At 32.0% G+C, this 20,154-nt stretch carries 17 protein-coding genes and 1 tRNA gene; 4 read left to right on the forward strand and 14 right to left on the reverse strand.

The window, feature by feature from the left end:
• Positions 1-23: 23 nt before the first annotated feature.
• Together PMOB_RS08005 and PMOB_RS08010 are read right to left on the reverse strand one after the other, a co-directional pair.
• Positions 24-98 (reverse strand) — tRNA-Val (locus PMOB_RS08005).
• Between the two features lie 135 nt (positions 99-233).
• The gene (locus PMOB_RS08010; protein WP_012209356.1) at positions 234-1,601 is read right to left on the reverse strand and encodes an ISL3 family transposase; all 1,368 of its coding nucleotides are present in this window, start codon (positions 1,599-1,601) and stop codon (positions 234-236) included.
• 93 nt (positions 1,602-1,694) lie between these two features.
• On the opposite strand from PMOB_RS08010, the gene PMOB_RS08015 reads away from it, so the two are divergent.
• On the forward strand, positions 1,695-2,957 hold the full coding sequence (locus PMOB_RS08015) for an IS110 family RNA-guided transposase (protein WP_012208365.1): 1,263 nt from the start codon (positions 1,695-1,697) through the stop codon (positions 2,955-2,957).
• A gap of 275 nt (positions 2,958-3,232) precedes the next feature.
• On the opposite strand, the gene PMOB_RS08020 is transcribed toward PMOB_RS08015, so the two are convergent.
• On the reverse strand, positions 3,233-4,471 hold the full coding sequence (locus PMOB_RS08020) for an MFS transporter (RefSeq protein WP_012209357.1): 1,239 nt from the start codon (positions 4,469-4,471) through the stop codon (positions 3,233-3,235).
• Between the two features lie 412 nt (positions 4,472-4,883).
• Here PMOB_RS08020 and PMOB_RS08025 point away from each other — a divergent pair, with 412 nt between their 5' ends.
• On the forward strand, positions 4,884-5,081 hold the full coding sequence (locus PMOB_RS08025) for a hypothetical protein (protein WP_041534128.1): 198 nt from the start codon (positions 4,884-4,886) through the stop codon (positions 5,079-5,081).
• 469 nt (positions 5,082-5,550) lie between these two features.
• Here PMOB_RS08025 and PMOB_RS08030 read toward each other — a convergent pair whose 3' ends face one another.
• Complete coding sequence (locus PMOB_RS08030; RefSeq protein ID WP_169926350.1) at positions 5,551-6,804, reverse strand: radical SAM/SPASM domain-containing protein; 1,254 nt, start codon at positions 6,802-6,804, stop codon at positions 5,551-5,553.
• Positions 6,805-7,999: 1,195 nt separating this feature from the next.
• Between PMOB_RS08030 and PMOB_RS08035 the strand changes: the two genes are divergently transcribed.
• Complete coding sequence (locus PMOB_RS08035; protein WP_255420134.1) at positions 8,000-8,581, forward strand: transposase; 582 nt, start codon at positions 8,000-8,002, stop codon at positions 8,579-8,581.
• A gap of 17 nt (positions 8,582-8,598) precedes the next feature.
• Here PMOB_RS08035 and PMOB_RS10700 read toward each other — a convergent pair whose 3' ends face one another.
• Positions 8,599-8,742 (reverse strand): hypothetical protein, encoded by a 144-nt coding sequence (locus PMOB_RS10700; RefSeq protein WP_155811093.1) that lies wholly within the window; start codon positions 8,740-8,742, stop codon positions 8,599-8,601.
• A gap of 367 nt (positions 8,743-9,109) precedes the next feature.
• Between PMOB_RS10700 and PMOB_RS08040 the strand changes: the two genes are divergently transcribed.
• Complete coding sequence (locus PMOB_RS08040; RefSeq protein WP_012209359.1) at positions 9,110-10,831, forward strand: hypothetical protein; 1,722 nt, start codon at positions 9,110-9,112, stop codon at positions 10,829-10,831.
• Positions 10,832-10,937: 106 nt separating this feature from the next.
• On the opposite strand, the gene PMOB_RS10865 is transcribed toward PMOB_RS08040, so the two are convergent.
• The 9 genes from PMOB_RS10865 to PMOB_RS10715 all read right to left on the reverse strand — a co-directional run bounded on the left by PMOB_RS10865 (position 10,938) and on the right by PMOB_RS10715 (position 19,847).
• Complete coding sequence (locus PMOB_RS10865) at positions 10,938-11,081, reverse strand: hypothetical protein (protein ID WP_196793027.1); 144 nt, start codon at positions 11,079-11,081, stop codon at positions 10,938-10,940.
• Between the two features lie 579 nt (positions 11,082-11,660).
• Entirely contained in the window at positions 11,661-12,551 is an 891-nt protein-coding gene (locus PMOB_RS08045; RefSeq protein WP_012209360.1) for a radical SAM/SPASM domain-containing protein, read from the reverse strand.
• Between the two features lie 11 nt (positions 12,552-12,562).
• Positions 12,563-13,870: a hypothetical protein gene (locus tag PMOB_RS08050; protein WP_041534130.1), complete on the reverse strand. Its 1,308-nt coding sequence runs from the start codon at positions 13,868-13,870 to the stop codon at positions 12,563-12,565.
• 8 nt (positions 13,871-13,878) lie between these two features.
• The gene (locus tag PMOB_RS08055) at positions 13,879-14,844 is read right to left on the reverse strand and encodes a M29 family metallopeptidase (RefSeq protein WP_012209362.1); all 966 of its coding nucleotides are present in this window, start codon (positions 14,842-14,844) and stop codon (positions 13,879-13,881) included.
• Positions 14,825-16,054 carry an MFS transporter gene (locus tag PMOB_RS08060; RefSeq protein WP_012209363.1) on the reverse strand — a complete coding sequence of 410 codons (1,230 nt, stop codon included), beginning with the start codon at positions 16,052-16,054 and terminating at the stop codon, positions 14,825-14,827. The genes PMOB_RS08055 and PMOB_RS08060 overlap by 20 nt, the downstream gene beginning before the upstream one ends.
• A 65-nt stretch (positions 16,055-16,119) precedes the next feature.
• Positions 16,120-17,838, reverse strand: coding sequence for an ABC transporter ATP-binding protein (locus tag PMOB_RS08065; protein ID WP_012209364.1), 1,719 nt, complete (start codon positions 17,836-17,838; stop codon positions 16,120-16,122).
• On the reverse strand, positions 17,838-19,262 hold the full coding sequence (locus tag PMOB_RS08070) for a PqqD family peptide modification chaperone (RefSeq protein WP_012209365.1): 1,425 nt from the start codon (positions 19,260-19,262) through the stop codon (positions 17,838-17,840). The genes PMOB_RS08065 and PMOB_RS08070 overlap by 1 nt, the downstream gene beginning before the upstream one ends.
• A gap of 117 nt (positions 19,263-19,379) precedes the next feature.
• Positions 19,380-19,523 carry a hypothetical protein gene (locus PMOB_RS10710; RefSeq protein ID WP_155811094.1) on the reverse strand — a complete coding sequence of 48 codons (144 nt, stop codon included), beginning with the start codon at positions 19,521-19,523 and terminating at the stop codon, positions 19,380-19,382.
• Positions 19,524-19,703: 180 nt separating this feature from the next.
• Positions 19,704-19,847: a hypothetical protein gene (locus PMOB_RS10715; RefSeq protein ID WP_155811095.1), complete on the reverse strand. Its 144-nt coding sequence runs from the start codon at positions 19,845-19,847 to the stop codon at positions 19,704-19,706.
• Between the last annotated feature and the right edge of the window lie 307 nt (positions 19,848-20,154).

Consider the following 20,154-nt stretch of genomic DNA (forward strand, 5'->3'; position numbering starts at 1 on the left):
TATATAAATTGGATGAAAACGAATGGTGGGTGCGGTAGGGATTGAACCTACGGCCTCTTCCGCGTCAAGGAAGCGCTCTCCCACTGAGCTACGCACCCTTTTCCAATCGTATAAAGTATAACATATTTTTTTAACTCTGTCAACAAAATGCGGGCTCTTTGTCAAATATGGTTGATAGAATAGACTGAAGAGATGATGAAAAAGGTAATACAGCGATTTTTTGTTGAGTAGTTTCAGCTCAGAAAGGATAACTGTTTGCAATATGTTGTTCCTTCTGTGATGAAATTTGGTAGTTTTATGAATCTTTCTGGCATCACTCCTAATAGAACTTTTTTGGTATATCTCAAAACTTCCTTGAATCCAAAACTTATTCTTTTTATTAATTTTATGTGTGTATGTCGTCCTTCTACTTTAGCCGTCGTTGTTCTATTAACGAAATATTGGAGTATTTCTTTTTCCCACCTTATATATGTTTTGGCCCATCTCCATACCTGAGGATCTTCACTTTCTTCCATCTTCTCTATCAATATGTGTAATCTTCTTTTCCCTTCTTCATACGTTTCTGCTTTATACATCCATTTCAACATTAGTAGGTATCTATAATACTCTTTTAGATATGGATGTTCCTTCAATGTTTTGTATAATTTCTTTACCTTTTTCTTCTCTTTTAATAATTTCTTTCCATTCAAAAAGAATAATTTTACAGGTATCTTTTTATTGTTATTCGTTACTTCTTCTTCTATCTTTATACTTTCTCTTAGCTTTTTCTGTGCGTCTTTTACTACATGAAAATGGTCCGCTACTACTTTCACTCCAGGTAATTCTTCTTTGACTGCATTCTTAAACGAGGCTCTCATATCGATAGCTACTTCTGTTATCTTTTGCTTTATTTCATACGGTATTTTATTTAAAAATCCTTTCAACTCTTCTTTTTTGTCTGACTTCAATATCGCTATTGTGTTTGAGGTGTTTAATTCTACTATCGTCGTCACCATCTTAAACCCTCTAAATGAGTGTTCATCTATCCCTAACTTTATATCTTCCATATCTTGAAATTTCGTCCAATCTACTTTTACTTCAATCGAATCTAATAAATTACTCACAGTTCTCACACTTACACCAAACTCTTTCGCGGTTGCTGATATGCTCATCTTACGCAAACCCTTTACAATGTTTTCTGTCTCTGCTCTTGTTATTCTTTGCCATCTATAACTTATCTTCTCATCTCTGAAAGTTTTCCCTGTTTTTTTACACATGTATCTTTGTGGTCTGTGTATCAGATATATTCTTTGTGTTCCAACTTTGCCAGCCTTGATAATCCTTTCTTTTGCTTTACCGTTACGTACTATGTATTCTCGCTTGTCTTTACATCCTTTACATTTATACGGACATTCTGGTATCTTTACCTTTTTCGAATATTTCACTTCAAAGTAAATCTCTCCCTCTTTTCTCAAATCTTTTCTCTCTTCTATGATATTTGATGATACAATATAAGCATAAACAACTATTTTCTTTAAAAAATGAGTGGGTAGTAGAACGCTTATTCTTTCTGAACTTTTAAGTTCGTTTAAAAGTTTGTTCGCTACCCACTTTCCGCCCATAAATCCGATACTTGATTGACCTTTCAAGGCCGTATTAGAAGGATGATTGCAAAAGGCGGATCCTCAAACAATACTAAAGCGAGGTGAAAAAATATGTATTTTGTAGGTATTGATATTTCTAAAAACTCTTTTCATTACTACATCTCCGATTCAGGTAGGACCAAAATCGATAGTGGTAAATTCAAACAGAATATGAGTGGTTTCACCACTTTCGACAAAATTCTTAAAAAGTTCAACAAAAGAGAGATTATAATTGGTATGGAATCCACTTCTATTTACCATCAACATTTGTTTTCTTATTTACTTAAACACGATTATGATGTCCATATCATTAATCCCCTTTTGTTGAAAGAATTCAGAAAAAGTGAAACTCTTCGCCATTCTAAAAACGACAACATTGATTCCAAGCTGATCTCCATTTGGCTGAAAGAAAAGTATCCAGACAACATCCCTTCTTCTAAGGAGATAGATAATTTCACTCAATACTCTCGCGAGATCATTAACCTTTCTGAGGAGATTTCAAGGGTTAAGAATGAAATCAAACGTTATGTCTACCTTTTGTTCCCTGAATTGGAATCTTTTCAATCTAATATCTTTATCAAGAGTTTAATGAATTTATTGTATAACTTCCCTTCTGCAAGGAAGATCGCTACAACCAACAAAAAACAGCTTATTGATGCGATGAAGATAGATAATCAATTGTATTTCGATGAAAATAAGTTGGACCAAATCATTGAACTTTCTAAAAATTCAATAGCAAGTGGCAACGATGCGCATGAGTTAGCTCTTCAAAAAAGAATAGAATTGTTGTTCAAACTTGAATCAGATCAAAAGCTCTTCAAAGAAAAATTGAAAGAAACTTTGAACAATTCATCAAACGATGTAATTAAAAACCAGGTAGAATTAATACAATCTCTTGATGGTTTCAATGAAACAGCTTTAAATATTGTAGCAGAAACAGGAGATATTAACCGATTCTATTCTGCTTCTGCCCTGGTGGCTTTCGTTGGCATCGATCCTCGTACAGAGGAATCAGGTCAAATGAAAAAAGGCTGGTTCATCAATAGAAAAGGTAACAGATACCTAAGAAAAGCTGTTTACATCGCTGCCATCGTTGCTATTCAAAACAATGAATACTTCAAGAATTATTACATGAAACTACGTACTCGAGGTAAATCACATACTGTTGCTGTGTTAGCCGTAGCGGGAAAATTGTTGAGAATAATATATTCACTGGTAAAGAGTGGGAAAAAATATGATTCTGACTATCATTACAAATTACAAAATCAAGAACTGAGAGCTCATGGCAATTATACAGCAAAAAAATTAAAAAGGAAAAGAGAAATAGTAACCTGAATAAACAACAACTGCTACTTTCAACCTAGAAGTATGACTGAATGAGGATTTTTTAAATAGAAAATATTTAAAATTTTTTTAATTAAATAGGGGACTATCATACTTGACTTTTAACTTAAAACCTTTGTCAATATCCAGTATTTGTGCTATAATTTTGTTGCTCCTGATATCATTTCTCTCTTTTTATTTTTATTTTGTGCTCTATGAGAAGTGATATCTTTTTTTACCCCTTTTGTCAAGTACCTCATCAACCATTTTTATTATACAGCCATTTTTTAGAAAACATTCCTCTTTTTCAATTGATAAGGTATCAATAGGTAAAATATTCCAAGTATGCTAGTTATTATTCCGAAGACAAAGAACAAACTTTTCAATGAAAAAAATACTGCCATTATCCCCGCAAAAGCATAAGAAAAAGGTCTCAGCGAATTATCTATCGTTGATCGCAACGCAAAAACCCTTCCCCTTGTGTTTTCAGGGGTAATTCTTTGAATCAAAAGATTTTCATTGATGTTTCCTATCTCAGTCATAACACCTAACATCAACAAGGCAATCAATACGTAAATATAACTGTTAACTATACCAAGAGAAGCCAGGAATACTCCTGCCAAAACGGAGGATAGCATTAGTGCTACGTACTTCATTTTTATTTCTTTAATGGATGATAGAACAAAGGCGGTTATAAAAGAGCCTGCGCCCAACATTGTTTGCATAATTCCATACTCACCAGGACCTACTTTCAGTATCTCACTAGCCAATACGGGTAGGAAAACGAATATAGTGGTTCCAAAAAAATCATCTAAAGTCTCTAAAGTTATCAACCCTTTAAGCTGAACATTGGTCCATATCACTTTGAAACCTTCTTTGATATCTGAAAAGATCAAACCAGTTTTTCTAGCTTCCACTTTTTTTCTGCCCTTTTCTTCTGCTTTAATGAACATTTCAGAAACTGCCGAAAAAATAAAAGTCAAACCATCGATTAAAATTGCCCATTTTATTCCCACTAAAGACACAATCACACCGCCGATAGCCATCCCAATAAGTTGAGAAAGTCTATCTGTCATTGAAATCATGGCGTTAGCTTGAGAAAGCTCATCATCGTTTACCATAATCGGGATTAACGACAACAAAGCAGGACCAAATAAAGTACCACAGATCTGTAATCCAAAAATGGTTATTATCAATACCCAAATTTGATAGAAATATGTTCCAAAGAAAATACCGAGTAAAATAAGGATTCCACCACTTATTAAATCTGTTATCACAAGAATATTTTTCTTTTTCCATCTATCTGCCCAAACACCTGCAAAAGGAGAAAAAATAATATTCGTAACAGCTATAGTACTTAAAACAGTACTAACTGCACCTACCCCGCCTATCTCAGCTGCAGCTGACCAAAGAATAGCTATAATAAAAATAGCAGATCCGACGCTGGATACTAGTCTACCGAAGAACAAAAGTAGAAAATTACGGTTTTTTATTAAAAGATGTAACCCTCCAGTTGATTTTGACATTTTATCTCCCCCTTTAAGATTTTTGAATATCATAATAAATATTCTACAAAGATTATAATATATTACTTTAAAAAAGTCAAGTATTTTATTAAAATTTTTAAAGTAATGCCGTAATTTAAATAAAAAAGTAACTCCCGCATGCTACTTCGGGAATTTACTCTTAAGAGAAGATATTATACTGTCTTCTATGATATTTGATAATACAATATAAGTATAAATAACTATTTTCTTTGAAAAATGAGTGGGTAGTAGAACGCGTATACTCTCTGAACTTTTAAGTTCGTTCTAAAGTTTGTTCGCTACCCACCTTCCGCCCATAAATCCGATACTTGATTGACCTTTCAAGGCCGTATTAGCAAGGATGATTGTAAAAGGCGGATTTTCAAACAATACTAAAGTGGGGTGAAAAAATATGTATTTTGTAGGTATTGATATTTCTAAAAATTCTTTTCATTACTACGTCTCCAATTCAGATAGAATCAAAATCGTTAGCGGTAAACTCAAACAGAATATGAGTGGTTTCACAACTTTCGACAAGATCCTTAAAAAGAGTTCAGAAAAAGTGAAACTCTTCGTCATTCTAAAAACGATAATATTGATTCCAAGCTGATCTCCATTTGGTTAAAAGGAAATGCCCCGAAGGGGTTCAAGGAAATAAATGTTCTTGTGAATAAATTTTACAACATTCAACTAACAAAAAGCGAATCAATTTCAAAGACATACTTACTATCTAACCACTACCCTATTTCGATGACAATTAATTATGATCTAACACGACCTTAAAACTCGGCTGTATACTAAAAATACTTTTTGAATAAGGTAAAAGGAGAGAAAGATGTTAATCTTTTAATGAGTAAACCTTACAAGAAATACGATAACGCTCATATGGAACGGCACTGAGACTTTGCTTTGGGCTTCCTTCAGATTCCACTTCACGATGAACACCCTAGTCTTCGACTACTGGTTTCTGCCATCTACCCCACAACAGGCTTTCACCGCTTAGCTATTGCCCACGCTGACTAACCTTTAAGAAGTAGATAAATTAATTTTCTATCTCCTATTCCTTTCTAAACGGGGATTTAGGTAAATTGTCTGGTAGAAAATTTACTTTTTCTCAAGCGCTCTTTTACAAATAATGTTAGATATTTTTCTGGATCATATTTAACATTAGAACAAACAGATTTAGACATATCTCCATTTTCACTTAAAGCTTCCGCCAAGCAACCACCTCCACATAGAGCAAAGACTTCACATTTTTTACACTTATCTTGGTTAAGAGGGTTATAACCTTTCAGTGTTTCTAAGTTCTTTAAGTATGCTTTGTTAGGTTTTTCATCATAAATTGTTCCAATTACAAAATCATCCATTTCACCACTTGTGCCCCAACAAGTAGCTATTCTTCCGTCTGGTAATATATGAAAAACTTTTAAGGAATTAGCTCCACAATGTAGCATCCTTGGAAACGATAGAGGTAAATCTACATTTTTAAATCCTTTAAAGCGAGCTAATTCATGGAATTTTAAAGACATTAACCCCCACTGTGAAGAACTACATGTTAACCCTTCAAGTTTATCTCTTATGGTTTCACAAAAGTTTTGAATTTGATGAAAGCCCAGAATTAAATTACTTTTTTCTGCATATCCATTTTTTTTCAAGTAATCTAATAAGTCATTTATTCCGCTTATATTTTGAGGCCATACATTTATCCTCAAAATAACTTCTTTACAGTACTTCAAGGCATTATCCAAACCTTTAATTACATCCTGGAACGACCCTTCTCCATTTCTATAAGGTCTCATTTTATTATGATAGTATTCGGTGCCATCCATAGTAATTTGAGTAGAAACCCAATTATGTTTTTCAAAAAACCTGCATTTTTCTTCATCCAATAATGAACCATTAGAAATTAATCTTGTTGATAAACGATTCTTACCTACTTGACTTTCTAACTTCGTTACTATTTCTTGAATTAAAGGGAATTTTAAAAGTGGCTCTCCACCAGTTAATGTTAAAGTTAGTTTCTCATCATCGGAGGCATCAAATTTTTTCTTTATAAAATTTACTATTAGCTCACTATCATTTTTTTTAAAAGTTATATTTCTATTTTTGTTTTCTTCACCTTGAAAACAATACACACAATTGAAATTACAGTTCAAAGTCAAATATAGTACAAAAGTAAGAGAAATGTCATTTTTTGCTTTCTCAAAATTAGTATAAAGTATTTCACTTTCTATGGCCTCATTCTTGACAATAAAACCATTTTCATAAAGATATTTTACAACATTTGGGTTAGAATCTAAATAAGAATTAGGGTTTTCTACAATATCTTTCACTGCGGTGTCACCTATCATTACCTTTGATGTTAGATTAGAAAGAAAAACAAATTTCCCATTTTCATAAGGTACAATATATGTAGTTTTCGCCTTTCTCAAATTTTGCTTTTCCATAATTATTTCTTACCTCCTCTTTCAAAATAAATATTTATTGTCTTCCGTAATTCTTAACTCGCTTTAAACAAAACCTTTTAATTCAAAAATTTAAAAAATATCTCCATCAACGTAAGTTACATGCAATCTGCTTTAGCTCCCCTTTGTCCAGCAGCTCATCCCGAGCAGGATGAAAGGACACCGCCCGTAACCCTTTTAAAATCAAAGTCTTGTTTTCTGAAATCCTTTTTGGTTCTCTTCCAAAAAGTGTGGGTAGAAAAAATTAAATATGAATAAATGATTAAATAATCTGGTATCATGTAAGAAAACACAGAATAGATAAGGAGTGATATCAGAGAAGAAAAGAACTACCAAAATTCTTTGAGCAGATACTGAATATAACAGATCCATGGTACATAGCAAGGATAGAACAACATGGAGATACAATCAACATATATGTGGATTTCAAAAAAGGTGCAAAGTTTGAATACAACGGTAAATATTACAGTGCATATACTCCCGTCCAAAGGATATGTTCCCCCTTTCAAAGCTGGAGCAAGGTAACACTTTCAAAAAGCAAAGATAATATTTGATAAATTCAAAGAAATATTCGATTACAATAAATCTTCTTATGCTGCAAAGTATTTTCTTTAGTGCCCTAGATAAACTTAATTTAACTCCAGCTTACTTACCCACTTTTTTCATGAGAGAACCATTAAAATTATTCATATTAAAGCTAAGAATGCTGCCCAGCGTAATAATTCCATTCTCTTATTTTGTACTAAACATTACCATTGCCACACATATCATACTTACAAGTTGACTCAAATTCGACGTTATTCAATTCTATTATCTCTATTTTATCCTTTGTGTTATTTTCCATTATGAAAACACCTCCTTTCCCAAAATCTTTAGTTAAACCATTGTATAAAGTGTTCAATTTTAATAGAGTAATAATACTATTTTTACGCTGGGCAACATATAGGACACTGATTAAGATAACTGATACTAAGAACCATTTGAACAGATATTGAATATAACAGATCCATGGTACATAGAAAAGATAGAACAATAACCCGATACACTCAATATATATAAAGACATAGAGTCCATATGTATGGATATGTCGGTACCTTTCAAAGCTGGAGCAAGAAAACATTTCCCAAAAGCAAAGATAATATTTGACAAATTCCATGTACTTAATGTATTAAGTGCCCAACTTGATAAAGTGAGAGCCAGAGAGAATAAAGGGTACCATGAGATACTCAAAAGGACGAAATACTTGCTATTAAAAAATCCTAACAACCTTACCAAGAAAGATAAAGTTAGACTCGATGAATTGATGGAATATCAACATCTTGGCACACTTCAAGCCTACGGATCGGTACTTGAGTTTAAAAAGATGTTCGATTACAAGAAACCTTCTTATGCAGCTAAGTATTTTAAACGATGGTATGAAAAGGTAATAGAATCAAATATACCCGAAATGATTAAAGCCGCTAAGACTCTCTTAAATCACATAGAAGGTATCTTGTTACACATAAAAACGAATATTTCAAACGGTAAAATAGAAGGTATGAACTCTAAACTTAGAGGATTTACTAAAAGGGCTTTTGGTTTTAAAACATTAAAGAATTTAAAAATCACTATCTTTATTGCCTTTGTTGCTTCTTGTACAAAGTAAAAGCCCTAACCAAGCATTTACCCTACTTCTTCCACAACACTTACCATCTCTGTGGGTTCTACTCCATCTGTTGATCCTGTAATGCGACCATCTCCACCAAAAACAAATATACCACTCAATAGCAGACCTGTGATCAACAAAACAACAAAAAATCCCTTCATCCTTTTTCACCCCCTTGAATTATTTTTTTAATTTAAAACTAATATCTCAAATAATTCAATCCCTTATTTTAATCATACGCTTTTCCATATGGTTTTCAACTGTTTTTTTAATTGGCTTCAAATATGTATTTATAAAGTATTACAGAGATCGGTCAAAAAATACTTATATTAAAATCAAACTCGATAATTTTTGTTATCTTTAAATTACTTATATTTTCTTTTTCTTTTTTTATCTGTATTATGGTACAATTATGTTTGAATGGTTTCGGTTTATTTTTAGAAAATTTCTAAGTTGAATTGAAGTAAATTTATATTGTATTATTATAACGCTGTGTAAACATTTCGTGAGGATAAGGAGGTTCTTAGAATGAATCTTCGATCTTTGGTCAAAATTGTTAATAAAGGACAGTTCATAAGACCAATTTTGAATTATGTTGTTCATTACTTAGAAAGTGATAAAACAGATAAAAATAAAAACATTGTCAATTACATAAACGTTTTGAAATTAAAATGGGATGTTAAATATAATGAAGCCCTTGAGATAATAGATAAAGAGATAAAGGGGTTGAAAAAAGGTAGTTTGTATTGTCTAATTTTAGTTGAAAAGATAAGTATTTTAGTCAATCTTTCTAGAAATGAAGAGATTAAAGAAGTATTCAATCAATTGAAGGAAGAATCCGAAAAACTTCCTAAGTATTTAAGAGGAATAGTCGTTGAGAAGTTAAAGAATGTTCGTGAATTAAATTTTGAAGAAAAAGATTTGCAAACCATTAGGATTTGGAGTGAAAGTTATGAAAATACTCCCGCCACCAAAGGCTTCATATTACTATCAAAATCAAGAGGAAAAAAGAATGAAGAACAATACGATGAAGCAGTTTGTTTAAACATCGAAGCATTTAAGATTTTAAAAACTGTTCCACATCCCTCTGGTATGGTGCAAGCTTTAAACAATATATCTTGGTGGTTGAAAGATACAAACAAAGAAAAGGCTTTAGCTTTTACCTTTCCATTGGGATTCTATCTTGGTTACTATTTCCATGATGATAACTTTGATGTTTTCAATTCCCTTGATACTACATTTCAAGTACAAAAGAATAATAACGATCCGTTGTTTTATGAAACCGCCTTTATTTTTTCACGCTTAGTTTCATTGTTGAGTGTCGATAAGAAAAAAATAATATGGAATAAGTTTGAATATACCATTCATGATGTCAGACGTTTTGTTTTGAATATTAGAAATAGAAATTACTTAAACACAAAAACGCTAAGAGATTTCATAAGGAAAGAGATAGGAAAAGAAAAGATACCCATAGATTCAATAAATGTTTCTGAAAGAACATTAAAAGAGTTTTTATCTGCAAAGACACAGTACATTCAACCAAGTATCTTGAGAAACATTATAGATGCTCTTGAGTTTGAAATCACCACATCCGCACCTATATGTATAATCAAAGAATTGAAAAAGAAGGATATAGATAAAAAGTTTGAGATAAACCTTGAAAAGTTTAAAAACCTTTCAAAAGAAAGGCAAATATCAGAACTCTTTACATCTTACCTCGTTCATTACTACAAAGAAGAGATCGATCTAAAAAAGATAATTAAAGAGATACAAGATGACAGTTTAATTGAAGAAAGATGTGATTACTACACTAAAGAGTTAATAAACTCTGTCTTTGAAAGAAATCAAAAGATAGAGTTTAATTCTTTACTAACAAACGCTCAAGAACCAAAAATCTACACAAACAAAAATATAACCTTCAAAGAACATCCTTTTTATTTGGGAAGGGAAGAAGTTGTAAAAAGATTTATGAAAGACTTAAATAAAAAGAATTTAAAAGAGTTCATTGAAAATTACATTGGTCTTGATACAAGACAAAAAAAGACGATAGAAAAGTTCATAATGAATTACGGTAGGTACTATGATTTAAAGGTAAAGGATATCCCCAAAGAATTCACACCGAAAGTACCAAAAGAGATTAATCCATTCGTGAAAAAATATACGTTGAAAAGAAAACCTTCTGCCCTTTCTTTTTATGTGTTTGAAGGGGAAGAAAGAGAAGAGTTTGTGGAAATTATCAGCAATTTTTAAATCGGGTAGGAGGTAGATAATTAATTAATTAATTAATTTATTTATTTATCTACCGTCCTTCCTCATCTTCCAATGAGTATTATGACCTCTGCTAACTTCTCAAGATTCAGCCATACATTGCTGCATGGGTTGCCTTAACAGCATGTTCTTGAGATCTCCCCAGGTAAGTGCAATAACTTTCATCCCATATATCCGCCAGATCTACTCCGTGAAGTTCTGGATAGCTGTTGGACTTCGTTTTGTTAGGCAAACTCGTCCACTCCACTTAGCCTTGTATCTGGTTCTTGTTCATCGGACCGGGACTTTGTCTTGGGCTTCCTTCAGATTCCACCTCACGATGGACACCCTTGCCTTCGACTAGTGGTTCCCGCTACCTGGCCCACAACGGACTTTCACCGCTTAGCTATTGCCCATGCTGGGCAACTTGGTCGGCTTTTAGTTTAAAGTATGGTCTATTTTTTGTCTTTAAGCTTGAGATCTTATAATAGATTTTTATTCAATAACTTATCTATCTTCAATTGGAAAAGATACGTATTTAGGAATACCCTGAGTTTGACAATTACAAAAATGTAAGAATTCTAAAACAGGCATGAATAAATGTAAAAAAGCGTTTTTTGCTTTCTGTGTTTTTCAAAAGTGTCACTACATCAAAAATTTTTTTCAAAAAAATAGGCGATTTATTCTCTCAAACTCGCTTTCTTTCGTTCGGTTTACTGAAAAACCATCTCTCAACTGTCAAACTCAAGAGAACACATTGTGATGAATTTCATATCTTAGATCATGCAAAGAACGCTTGAATTAGAACAAAAATATTTGTTATTAAGTGCAACTAAAATACTCCAAGACAAGCGGTTTTTATGCATGACGCAGGTTGAACCTGAGTAAAAAATTTTCTTTTATTTTCTTCAACCTCTTCAGGACTTGTCTGAGTAATGTTACCGAGCCTATACCTTTTATCATCTTTATGTTGATAACATGGATATATACTTCCATCCGAATCGATTACTATAGATTGTCTTGTGAAAGGGCAATCGCTCAATCTTGGAGGAGCTCCAAACTTCATAATTGAATAAATTAATCCTAAATAGTATTCTTTATTATTTTGTTTAGCCCATGAATTTAAGCTGTTTAATATTAAAGATTGTTCTTGCTTGGAGCAATTACCTAAAAATAGTGGGTTATCTTCTCCAACTGCAATAGGATGAAACCTGATTCCAAAATTATTCCGCCTTGCAAAATTTATTAGTTCTTCAATTTGATCAAAATTACCTTTACTAATAATAGAGGTCAAATACCTGCGCCTGACCTTATGATCGCGTAGTTTTAAAATCCCTTCCATTGTTCTTTCAAATCCACCACGATGTTGTTTGTGATAATTAGAAGATATACTGTCTAAACTCACACAAACCTCAACATTATTATCACGAAAGAAACTTGCATGTTTATCAGTTAGTAATGTGCCATTGGTCAAAACTCTGGTATCAATTCCGTATCTTATAGGTATCTCCACAAACTCAAAAAAATCTCTCCTTAATAAGGGCTCTCCTCCAGTAAAGGTAATGGATTCTATTTTCATTAAATGCATGCATTTTTCAACCCATTGTTCAACATCTGAAGGTTTTAAACGAGTGGGAGAATAGTGAAGGTTACCTACCTGGTAATAGCAATAGGAGCAACTTAAATTACAACCACCCATAATTAAAAAAGATTGATGGAGCATCTCTTCACCTCTTATTGGAAATATCCCGAAAATAACTTTATCAGGAAATGAATGTCTATTTTTGCTGCTGATGCAAATCTGCTTAAAAATTCATCAACTTGAACAATTCGAGTGCTAGAACAAAGTAACTCATTTAAAAGATTGAAGTAACTATTTGTTCCTAATGTTTCAAATATATCGTGCCATTTCAACAATAGAAACGCATACTTTTGAAATTTATTATTTGAAATTTCATTTTTTTTGTACCAGTTTAAACGACGCTCTAAAAAGGAATGCCCAAAACGGTAAGTATCATATAATAACTGTAAATGTTCTGCTATTGTTTCTGTAAGTAACGATGCACCTTTACCCCTAAACTTAATATTATTTCCAAACCACTGATGAGCGATTTCATGGGGTAAATAACTAAATAGTAGAGTTTCTGGACTGGCTAGCAATTCCTTTCGAAATAATATTAAATGTGAAAAACTTACTGCATTCGCAATATCTCCTGAATATGTTGAAATGTGAAGATACTTAAGAGGTTTAAAGTGGTCTTCATAATATTGAATAATTTTTGTAATTTCTGATTTATAATCCCATTTATCTTTAAGTGGAACATTAGATATAACTGATCCGTAATAATAACTGTATTGAAAATTGCTAGGTTCGGTCTCTATATTAATTACGATATTTCTAATATCTTCAAAAAACAATTCATTTTTGTTAGCTATACTATGATTTGAAGAATAATAAAGAGAACTATCATTAATTTTTACAACAGCTGGACAAGAAATTGTCCAGGTGGGGAGTGTAAAAGATCCTTTTTGTGACGTTAGCAACAATGAAGATACATCTTCCCAGACAAGTATATAACTTAAATTTATCCTACTTATTCCTTCATGAAGTGCCCCAATAATAAAAGGGCCAAATCTTTGATAATCAACAATCATTAAATCATTGATTGATATTTTTTTTATTTTTTTTATTTTTTCTTCAACTAATAGTATCAAATAAGAGTCTATATTAACTCCTCTTATTTGGTACTGTACATTTAGGGTCAATTCATTTCCTACTTTTTCGATTACAATATTTGCTTGGCATTTATCAAAAAGCTCATCTCTACCATCAAAAAAAACTGTTAGCCACTCTATCGTATTCTCAGTATAGTAAGCAACAAAAATCTTCCTTTCTCCTTTTTTACCAAAAAGGACTAAAAAGAACTGATCCCCATCTTCGATAGGTATATAAGGAATTAAATCGTGAAAGTCGATCCAATTACCGTTAAGAGATAAAATTTCTATCTTTTTTTTATTGTAAAGAAAATGTCTTATTGTCATGACATAAATCATTCCAAAATTGTTATCGTAGGTTCATCAATTATGATGTCATAATGATACTCAGTGGAAATTTGCCCACCTATATCTGTATTGTTACCAAAACCAAAATGGCAAGTTCCGTAAGCCTTTTCACCTGAAGATAACGAAAATAGCTTAGCCATTGATCTATTGGTGCCTATACCAAATTCCCCTAAAAAGGATTCATTAGGTATTTTAAGAAACCTTTCATCTTCAAATCTAGCAACACCATTCTTTATACTAATCTCTATCTTTTTCTTACCCACTTTTGTTACTAGTACTCCATTTGAAGCTTTTTCAATGGGCGCAAAAAAGACCTCTCCACATGGCAGTTGCAAAATACTTTTATTCGTTTTGTTAATAAGACAATCTTCAGTATGGATAGGGCGCTCTTCTCGTTTAATTAATATGTCGGTACCGTTACTGGTAGTTATTCGATATGCACGTCCCCTATTCAACCAATTTTTTAAGCGTTCATTTTCTGTATGAACATTTGAGTAATCAGCACATAAAGCCCGGATATATAAGTGACTTACTAGTTCTTTGAGCGAAGATTCTATATCTTCAGGTGGCCAGTCAATCATAATAGTAGGTTGACCAGAGGTTTGAAGTTCGATAAATCTCTCATGCAAGCGTTTTTGAAATATATAATCGCGGGCTTCTATTGGTAGTCCGAATATCGTCAAATCAGCTTCGTAGAAACCTAACGGCTCAATAAAAAATAATCCATTTTCACATCTTTTGGGAATCCACGAGTTAATATCTTTTTCTTCATTAGGAATACGAACCATTATAGTATTAACTTCATATTTTTCCAATACGTTTTTAAGTTCTATCCAAACGTATTCATTCTCTTTAAAGATAATGATCACTTTTTTAAATTGATCAATTACTCCGCATTCAGATAGTACCTTATGGAAACAAGTATTGATTTCACTATTTTGATTTCTCGACATTCTCAATCACTTCTCTCACAGTTCTTATTTTTGTACCAATTTTGATTAATAGAGTAATAGTAATAATGCTTCCTATAAAGGCTAACAACCAATTGTAGCGAAAACCTATTTGATCCGCAATATAACCACTTACCAAAGGGATAGTGAAACCAAACAAGGATCCAGCAGCAGAAATAGCTGAAATATAAGATGCTCTTCTCTCACTTGGAATAAAATCATGAACCCATACTGAACTAGCACTCATATCTATGCCCAATCCCAATTCGATTAAACAGGCTCCTATGTAGAAAGCAACAATTGAAGTGTGAGAAGCAATTGTAATAGAACCTATTGCAATTAAACCTTGCCCCATTATTGATACTTTCACACCTTCAAAACGCTTTAGAAGTATGCCTGCTAAACTATTTCCGATGGCTAAAACTACAAGAAAAATGGCCATTGTGAAACCTAAGTATGCAGTAGGCAATTTAAGCTCTTTGACCATATATAATTGCCATATCATTACAAAGGTCTGAAATGCAATTCTTCCTGACATAGAGTAAATCAAAATTAATCTCATTGTCGTACTTTTAAAAATATCAATTGTGTTTCGAGCAAGGGCTTTTCTAAATGAAATTGCCCTATCTCCGTAATTTTCATTTAAAATGAAAATAAGTATGATCGATGTCCCAAGTGCCATTATACCAGCAACCAATAAGGGAAAATCCGGACGACCAATTGCAAGAGCAGAGGACAATAAAGCCACAATAGCACCGAATATTAGTGAAATTGCATTTGCATTCGGAAACACTTTCGCTTTTAAATGCGCTCGACCCTCTTTAGTAATTTCATCTACAAACCAAGCTCCTGGAGTACCACTAATCAATGAAACGCCGACCGCCCATAGTAAAATACTCAAGATAAAAGTAAATAGATTATTTGCTTGGAAGAATACCAGTAAACCTATGGACCATATAAAAAATCCTAACACTAAAGATCTTTTCCGACCGTATCTATCAGCAATGTTTCCAGTTGGATAGTCAAATATACTTAATGCTATTGAAGCAATCGCTAATACCTGGCCAATTTGAAATGAAGTTAATCCCCTTATCCCCATATGAGCAACATAGACAGTCCCGAATAATTTATCAATACTTTCGTAAAGTATAATTATAAAATAATATTTGACTATTGTAGAGTCAAGTTTGATTGATTTACCAAAACGCCTCATAAGTCCTACCCCCGGTTTTTATGAGATTACTGCCTGATGAATGAACTATAATTCCTTTTAAGCTTTTATCTGTCATTCTGAGCATCTTTGACATACTGTTTCTTAAATAATTCTCTATAACTTTCATTCTTTTGGTATAACTCTATGTGTGAGCCCGAATCCACTATAGTACCGTTTGCCATAAAATATATCTTATCTGCTTTTGTTATTGTTGAAAGACGATGAGAAACCAAGATTATTGCCATATCTTTTTCCTTTTCCTTTAGACTTTCAAATATTAATTCTTCAGTGTGTGAATCCATTGCAGAAGTAGCTTCATCCAGCAACAGCACCTTAGGGGGATGTAATAATGTTCGAGCTAAATTGACTCTTTGCCTTTGCCCACTGGATAAGAGCAAACAGTTTTTATTAAGAGACTCTGAAAATTCTGTTAGTTGTGTGATTTCTAAAATCTCATTTATTGTACTTTTTTCAACTTTTTCACCTAATAAGATATTCTCTTCTATACTTGCATTGAATATAAAAGGAGAACCTTCTACATATTTTATATTTCTTCGTAAATCTAAAAGATCATATTGTGAAAGTTTTAATTTGTTCAGTAATATTTCTCCTCTTTGCGGTTTATATAATTCAGTTAACAGTAAAAGTAAAGTGCTTTTCCCTGTTCCGGTAGATCCAACAATGGCTATCTTTTCACCTTTGTTGATTTGTAAATTTATATTCTTTAATATATAATTATTTTCCTCATATGAAAAGAAAACATCGTGGAAATCAATTGTAAATTCTTTTGGAAAGGGCTTCCCTTTACGTACTTTTTCCTCTTCTTGGTTTAGTAAAGTTTCAATTCTATTTATTGATGGAAAAGCAGCAGGTGTGGTAGTGAAGAGAAAAGCAAGGTTCCATACTGGGACATATAGCCTTCCAACGAATGTGAAAAAGGCGATCAGCGTTGGAATATCTACTAAACCCCTCATTGATAAAATTGCACCTATACACAAAATAATAATAGGTAAACCTTCTTCAATATACATAGTTATACTATTATATAGTTTTTCATAAAAACTTTTGTTTTTCATAGAATTATGCCAGTTGCGGATCTTGTTTTGAAAAAGATGGTAAAAATAGGCGGTTTTTTCCAATAATCTTATGATAATTGCTGAATTTATCCCTTCTTCTATTGATTTTACAACATTATCGTTTGCCTCTCGTTCTAACAAAGACATACTTTCCATCTTTGGTTTGAACTGCTTTTGGCATAATAAGTATATGGGCAAGGAACAAACAAATATTATCGCTAAATAAGTATTTAATTTAAAAGCGACATAACATCCTACCGAAAACTCAGCTATTGCCTGAAAAACAGATGTGAAAAAAAGCGCTTCTTCTCCAACTATGTCAATATCAGAGGTGAATCGCGCCATCAATTCACCTGATGGCTTCCTTTTATGGTACGAAGCTGGCAACTTTAGAACCTTTAGATATAATTTCTCACGCAAGTTTCCTTTCACTAACAATTTCAAAATGTCTCCATGATAATCACAAAAAAACCAAATGAAACGTGTGAAGGAATAAATAACAAGAATCAGTATAGCTGTAATTAAGGCATTTTTCATTCCTTGCCCATCGTTTATTGTTGTAATTTCTTGCATCAAGTTTTCGATTAAAAATGGAGTCACGGCTACTAATGGTATTGATGAGAAAATTAGTATGAAATTTATGAATAACTCTTTTTTAAAACGAGAGACCTCTTCCCAAAGAAAATACAAGGCGTGTTTATATTTCATTAAAGTTCCTCCAATGTAACAAATTCTGAGTTATATAATTCGTTAATGAAAAAAACCACGTCTTCTTTGATTTTATCTCTTTTTACTTCATTATTGTATTTTTTATCTAATTCTTTTATTATATTTCTTATTTCATTTTCTCCTTTTTCAATTAGCCTCCAAATCTCGTTACCACTTCCTTCAATTAGTCTGTATGTTTTCCATTGATGATCCCATAAATAAATTTTATCATTCTCTTCTTTCTTTAAAACTTCTCTTCTTAAGAAAACTTTTTTATTAATCATGTCTCTTATGAAATTATTTTTTAGTTTTTTCACTTTTGAACATATTTCGATATTGTTTTTGTAATAATAAATTATAGGACATAATTGGGAACAAATTGTACGATGCTCACAACTTGAACATATAGGAAATTGGGTAAATTGTCTTGCTCTAAACAATTTTTTAAAATTAAGAAAAGTTTGATTATAATCACTTTTTACCATCTCTTCTAAAGAGCGAATGTTTTTAATATTTATAGATTCAATCTTATAAGCGCCATCATTTAAAAGATTTTTATTATAAAGTGGATTATTAGCTACCCCACACGGATGCAATTCACCATCTGCTTGCATATAAAACATTCCATCACTTGCTGTACAATTTGTAAATTCAGGATTAAAACTAAAATTTGCCAAGTATTTTTTATTTAAATACTCAACCAGAGAAAATACAGTATCTAATTGTACAAAAAAATTTGAGAAATACTTTTGATTGTTTCTTAGTTTTCTAGCTAACATCTCCATTTGCTTAATAGATTCATCCTTAGAATAATCAAATTTTCCATTTGATGCATTTCCTGAGGAATATAATTCCATAATATCTATACCATCTAGGCCCATATTCATTGCCAAATCTACGATTAAAGGTATTTGATGAATGTTATAGTTCAACATTGTAAAGGCAATAAATACTTTGATTTTACTCTTCAATTCATTTCTTTTATTAAGAAAAACTTCTAAATTTTTTATAACCTGGTCAAATACCCCTCTTCCTCTGATTCTATCGTGAACCTCTGAGGTAGCCCCATCAAGGCTTACTGTTATGGAATCAACTTCTGAAAAAACAAGTTTTTCGCAATTTTCAGGTGTCAGAAACAAGCCATTAGTGTTTACAGTAACCATTAATCCTTCTTTTTTTGCAAAACTACATAATTCAAAAATATCCTTTCTACAAAATGGTTCTCCACCAAGGAGATGTATATGTTTGACTCCTGAATTCGCTATTTTTTCTATAGCATTCCTAGCTTCTTCTGTTGTAAGGTCTTTTCCAGAATGGTAAATATTGTTTTTTCCATATCTATCATTATTATAACAATGTATACATGATAAATTGCAAAGTTGTGTAACATCCCAAATCAAAGTTTCTGGCATAATATTCAGCATTTTGTCACCCCTTATTTGGAAGAAGAGAAGAGGAATTTCCCTTCTCTTCCTTAAGCATTTTTATTCCACTATTTCATTTTAACAATATTTAACAAAGATAGTCTTTGTTGTGAAAGCTTATTTTGTACTAATTGGCCAGGTTTTTTTACACATCCCCATTCCGGATCTTGCTGTAATGATACTTGGATCATAATTTGATCTAGGAAGTTTAATTACTGGACTAGAATAATTTTTTCTCGTCCCAGAATTAGTTCTTGACATCGCATTTCCCTCCTTTCATTTTTATTTTTCACCTTTTTCCCTGCAGGTTTGCTACTTGCCGGCAAATAATTCCTCTCCTCACAATCTTTTCCTTCAAAAACTTATCTAGATACTTTCTTAAATCTTCTAAGCTTTTTCAAATGTTTTTTTTCACCTAAAGTAAATACTTCAACCAAACATTTACTCTATTTCTTCCACAACACTTACAATCGTTCTGGGTACTACACCATCTGTTGATCCTGTATCGAGATCTTCTCCACCAAAAACAAATAAACCCCCTAATACCAGAACAGTGATTATCAAAACAACAACAAATTTCTTCATCCTCTTTCACCCCCTTGAATTATTCTTTTAATTTAAAACTAATATCTCAAATAATCCAACCCTCAATTTTAATCATACACTTTTCCATATGGTTTTCAAGTGTTTTTTTAATTAGCTTCAAATATGTATTTATAAAGTATTACAGAGATCGGTCAAAAAATACTTATATTAAAATCAAACTCGATAATTTTTGTTATCTTTAAATTACTTATATTTTCTTTTTCTTTTTTTATCTGTATTATGGTACAATTATGTTTGAATGGTTTCGGTTTATTTTTAGAAAATTTCTAAGTTGAATTGAAGTAAA

The sequence above is a fragment of the Petrotoga mobilis SJ95 genome, assembly GCF_000018605.1.
Classification (GTDB): Bacteria; Thermotogota; Thermotogae; order Petrotogales; family Petrotogaceae; genus Petrotoga; species Petrotoga mobilis.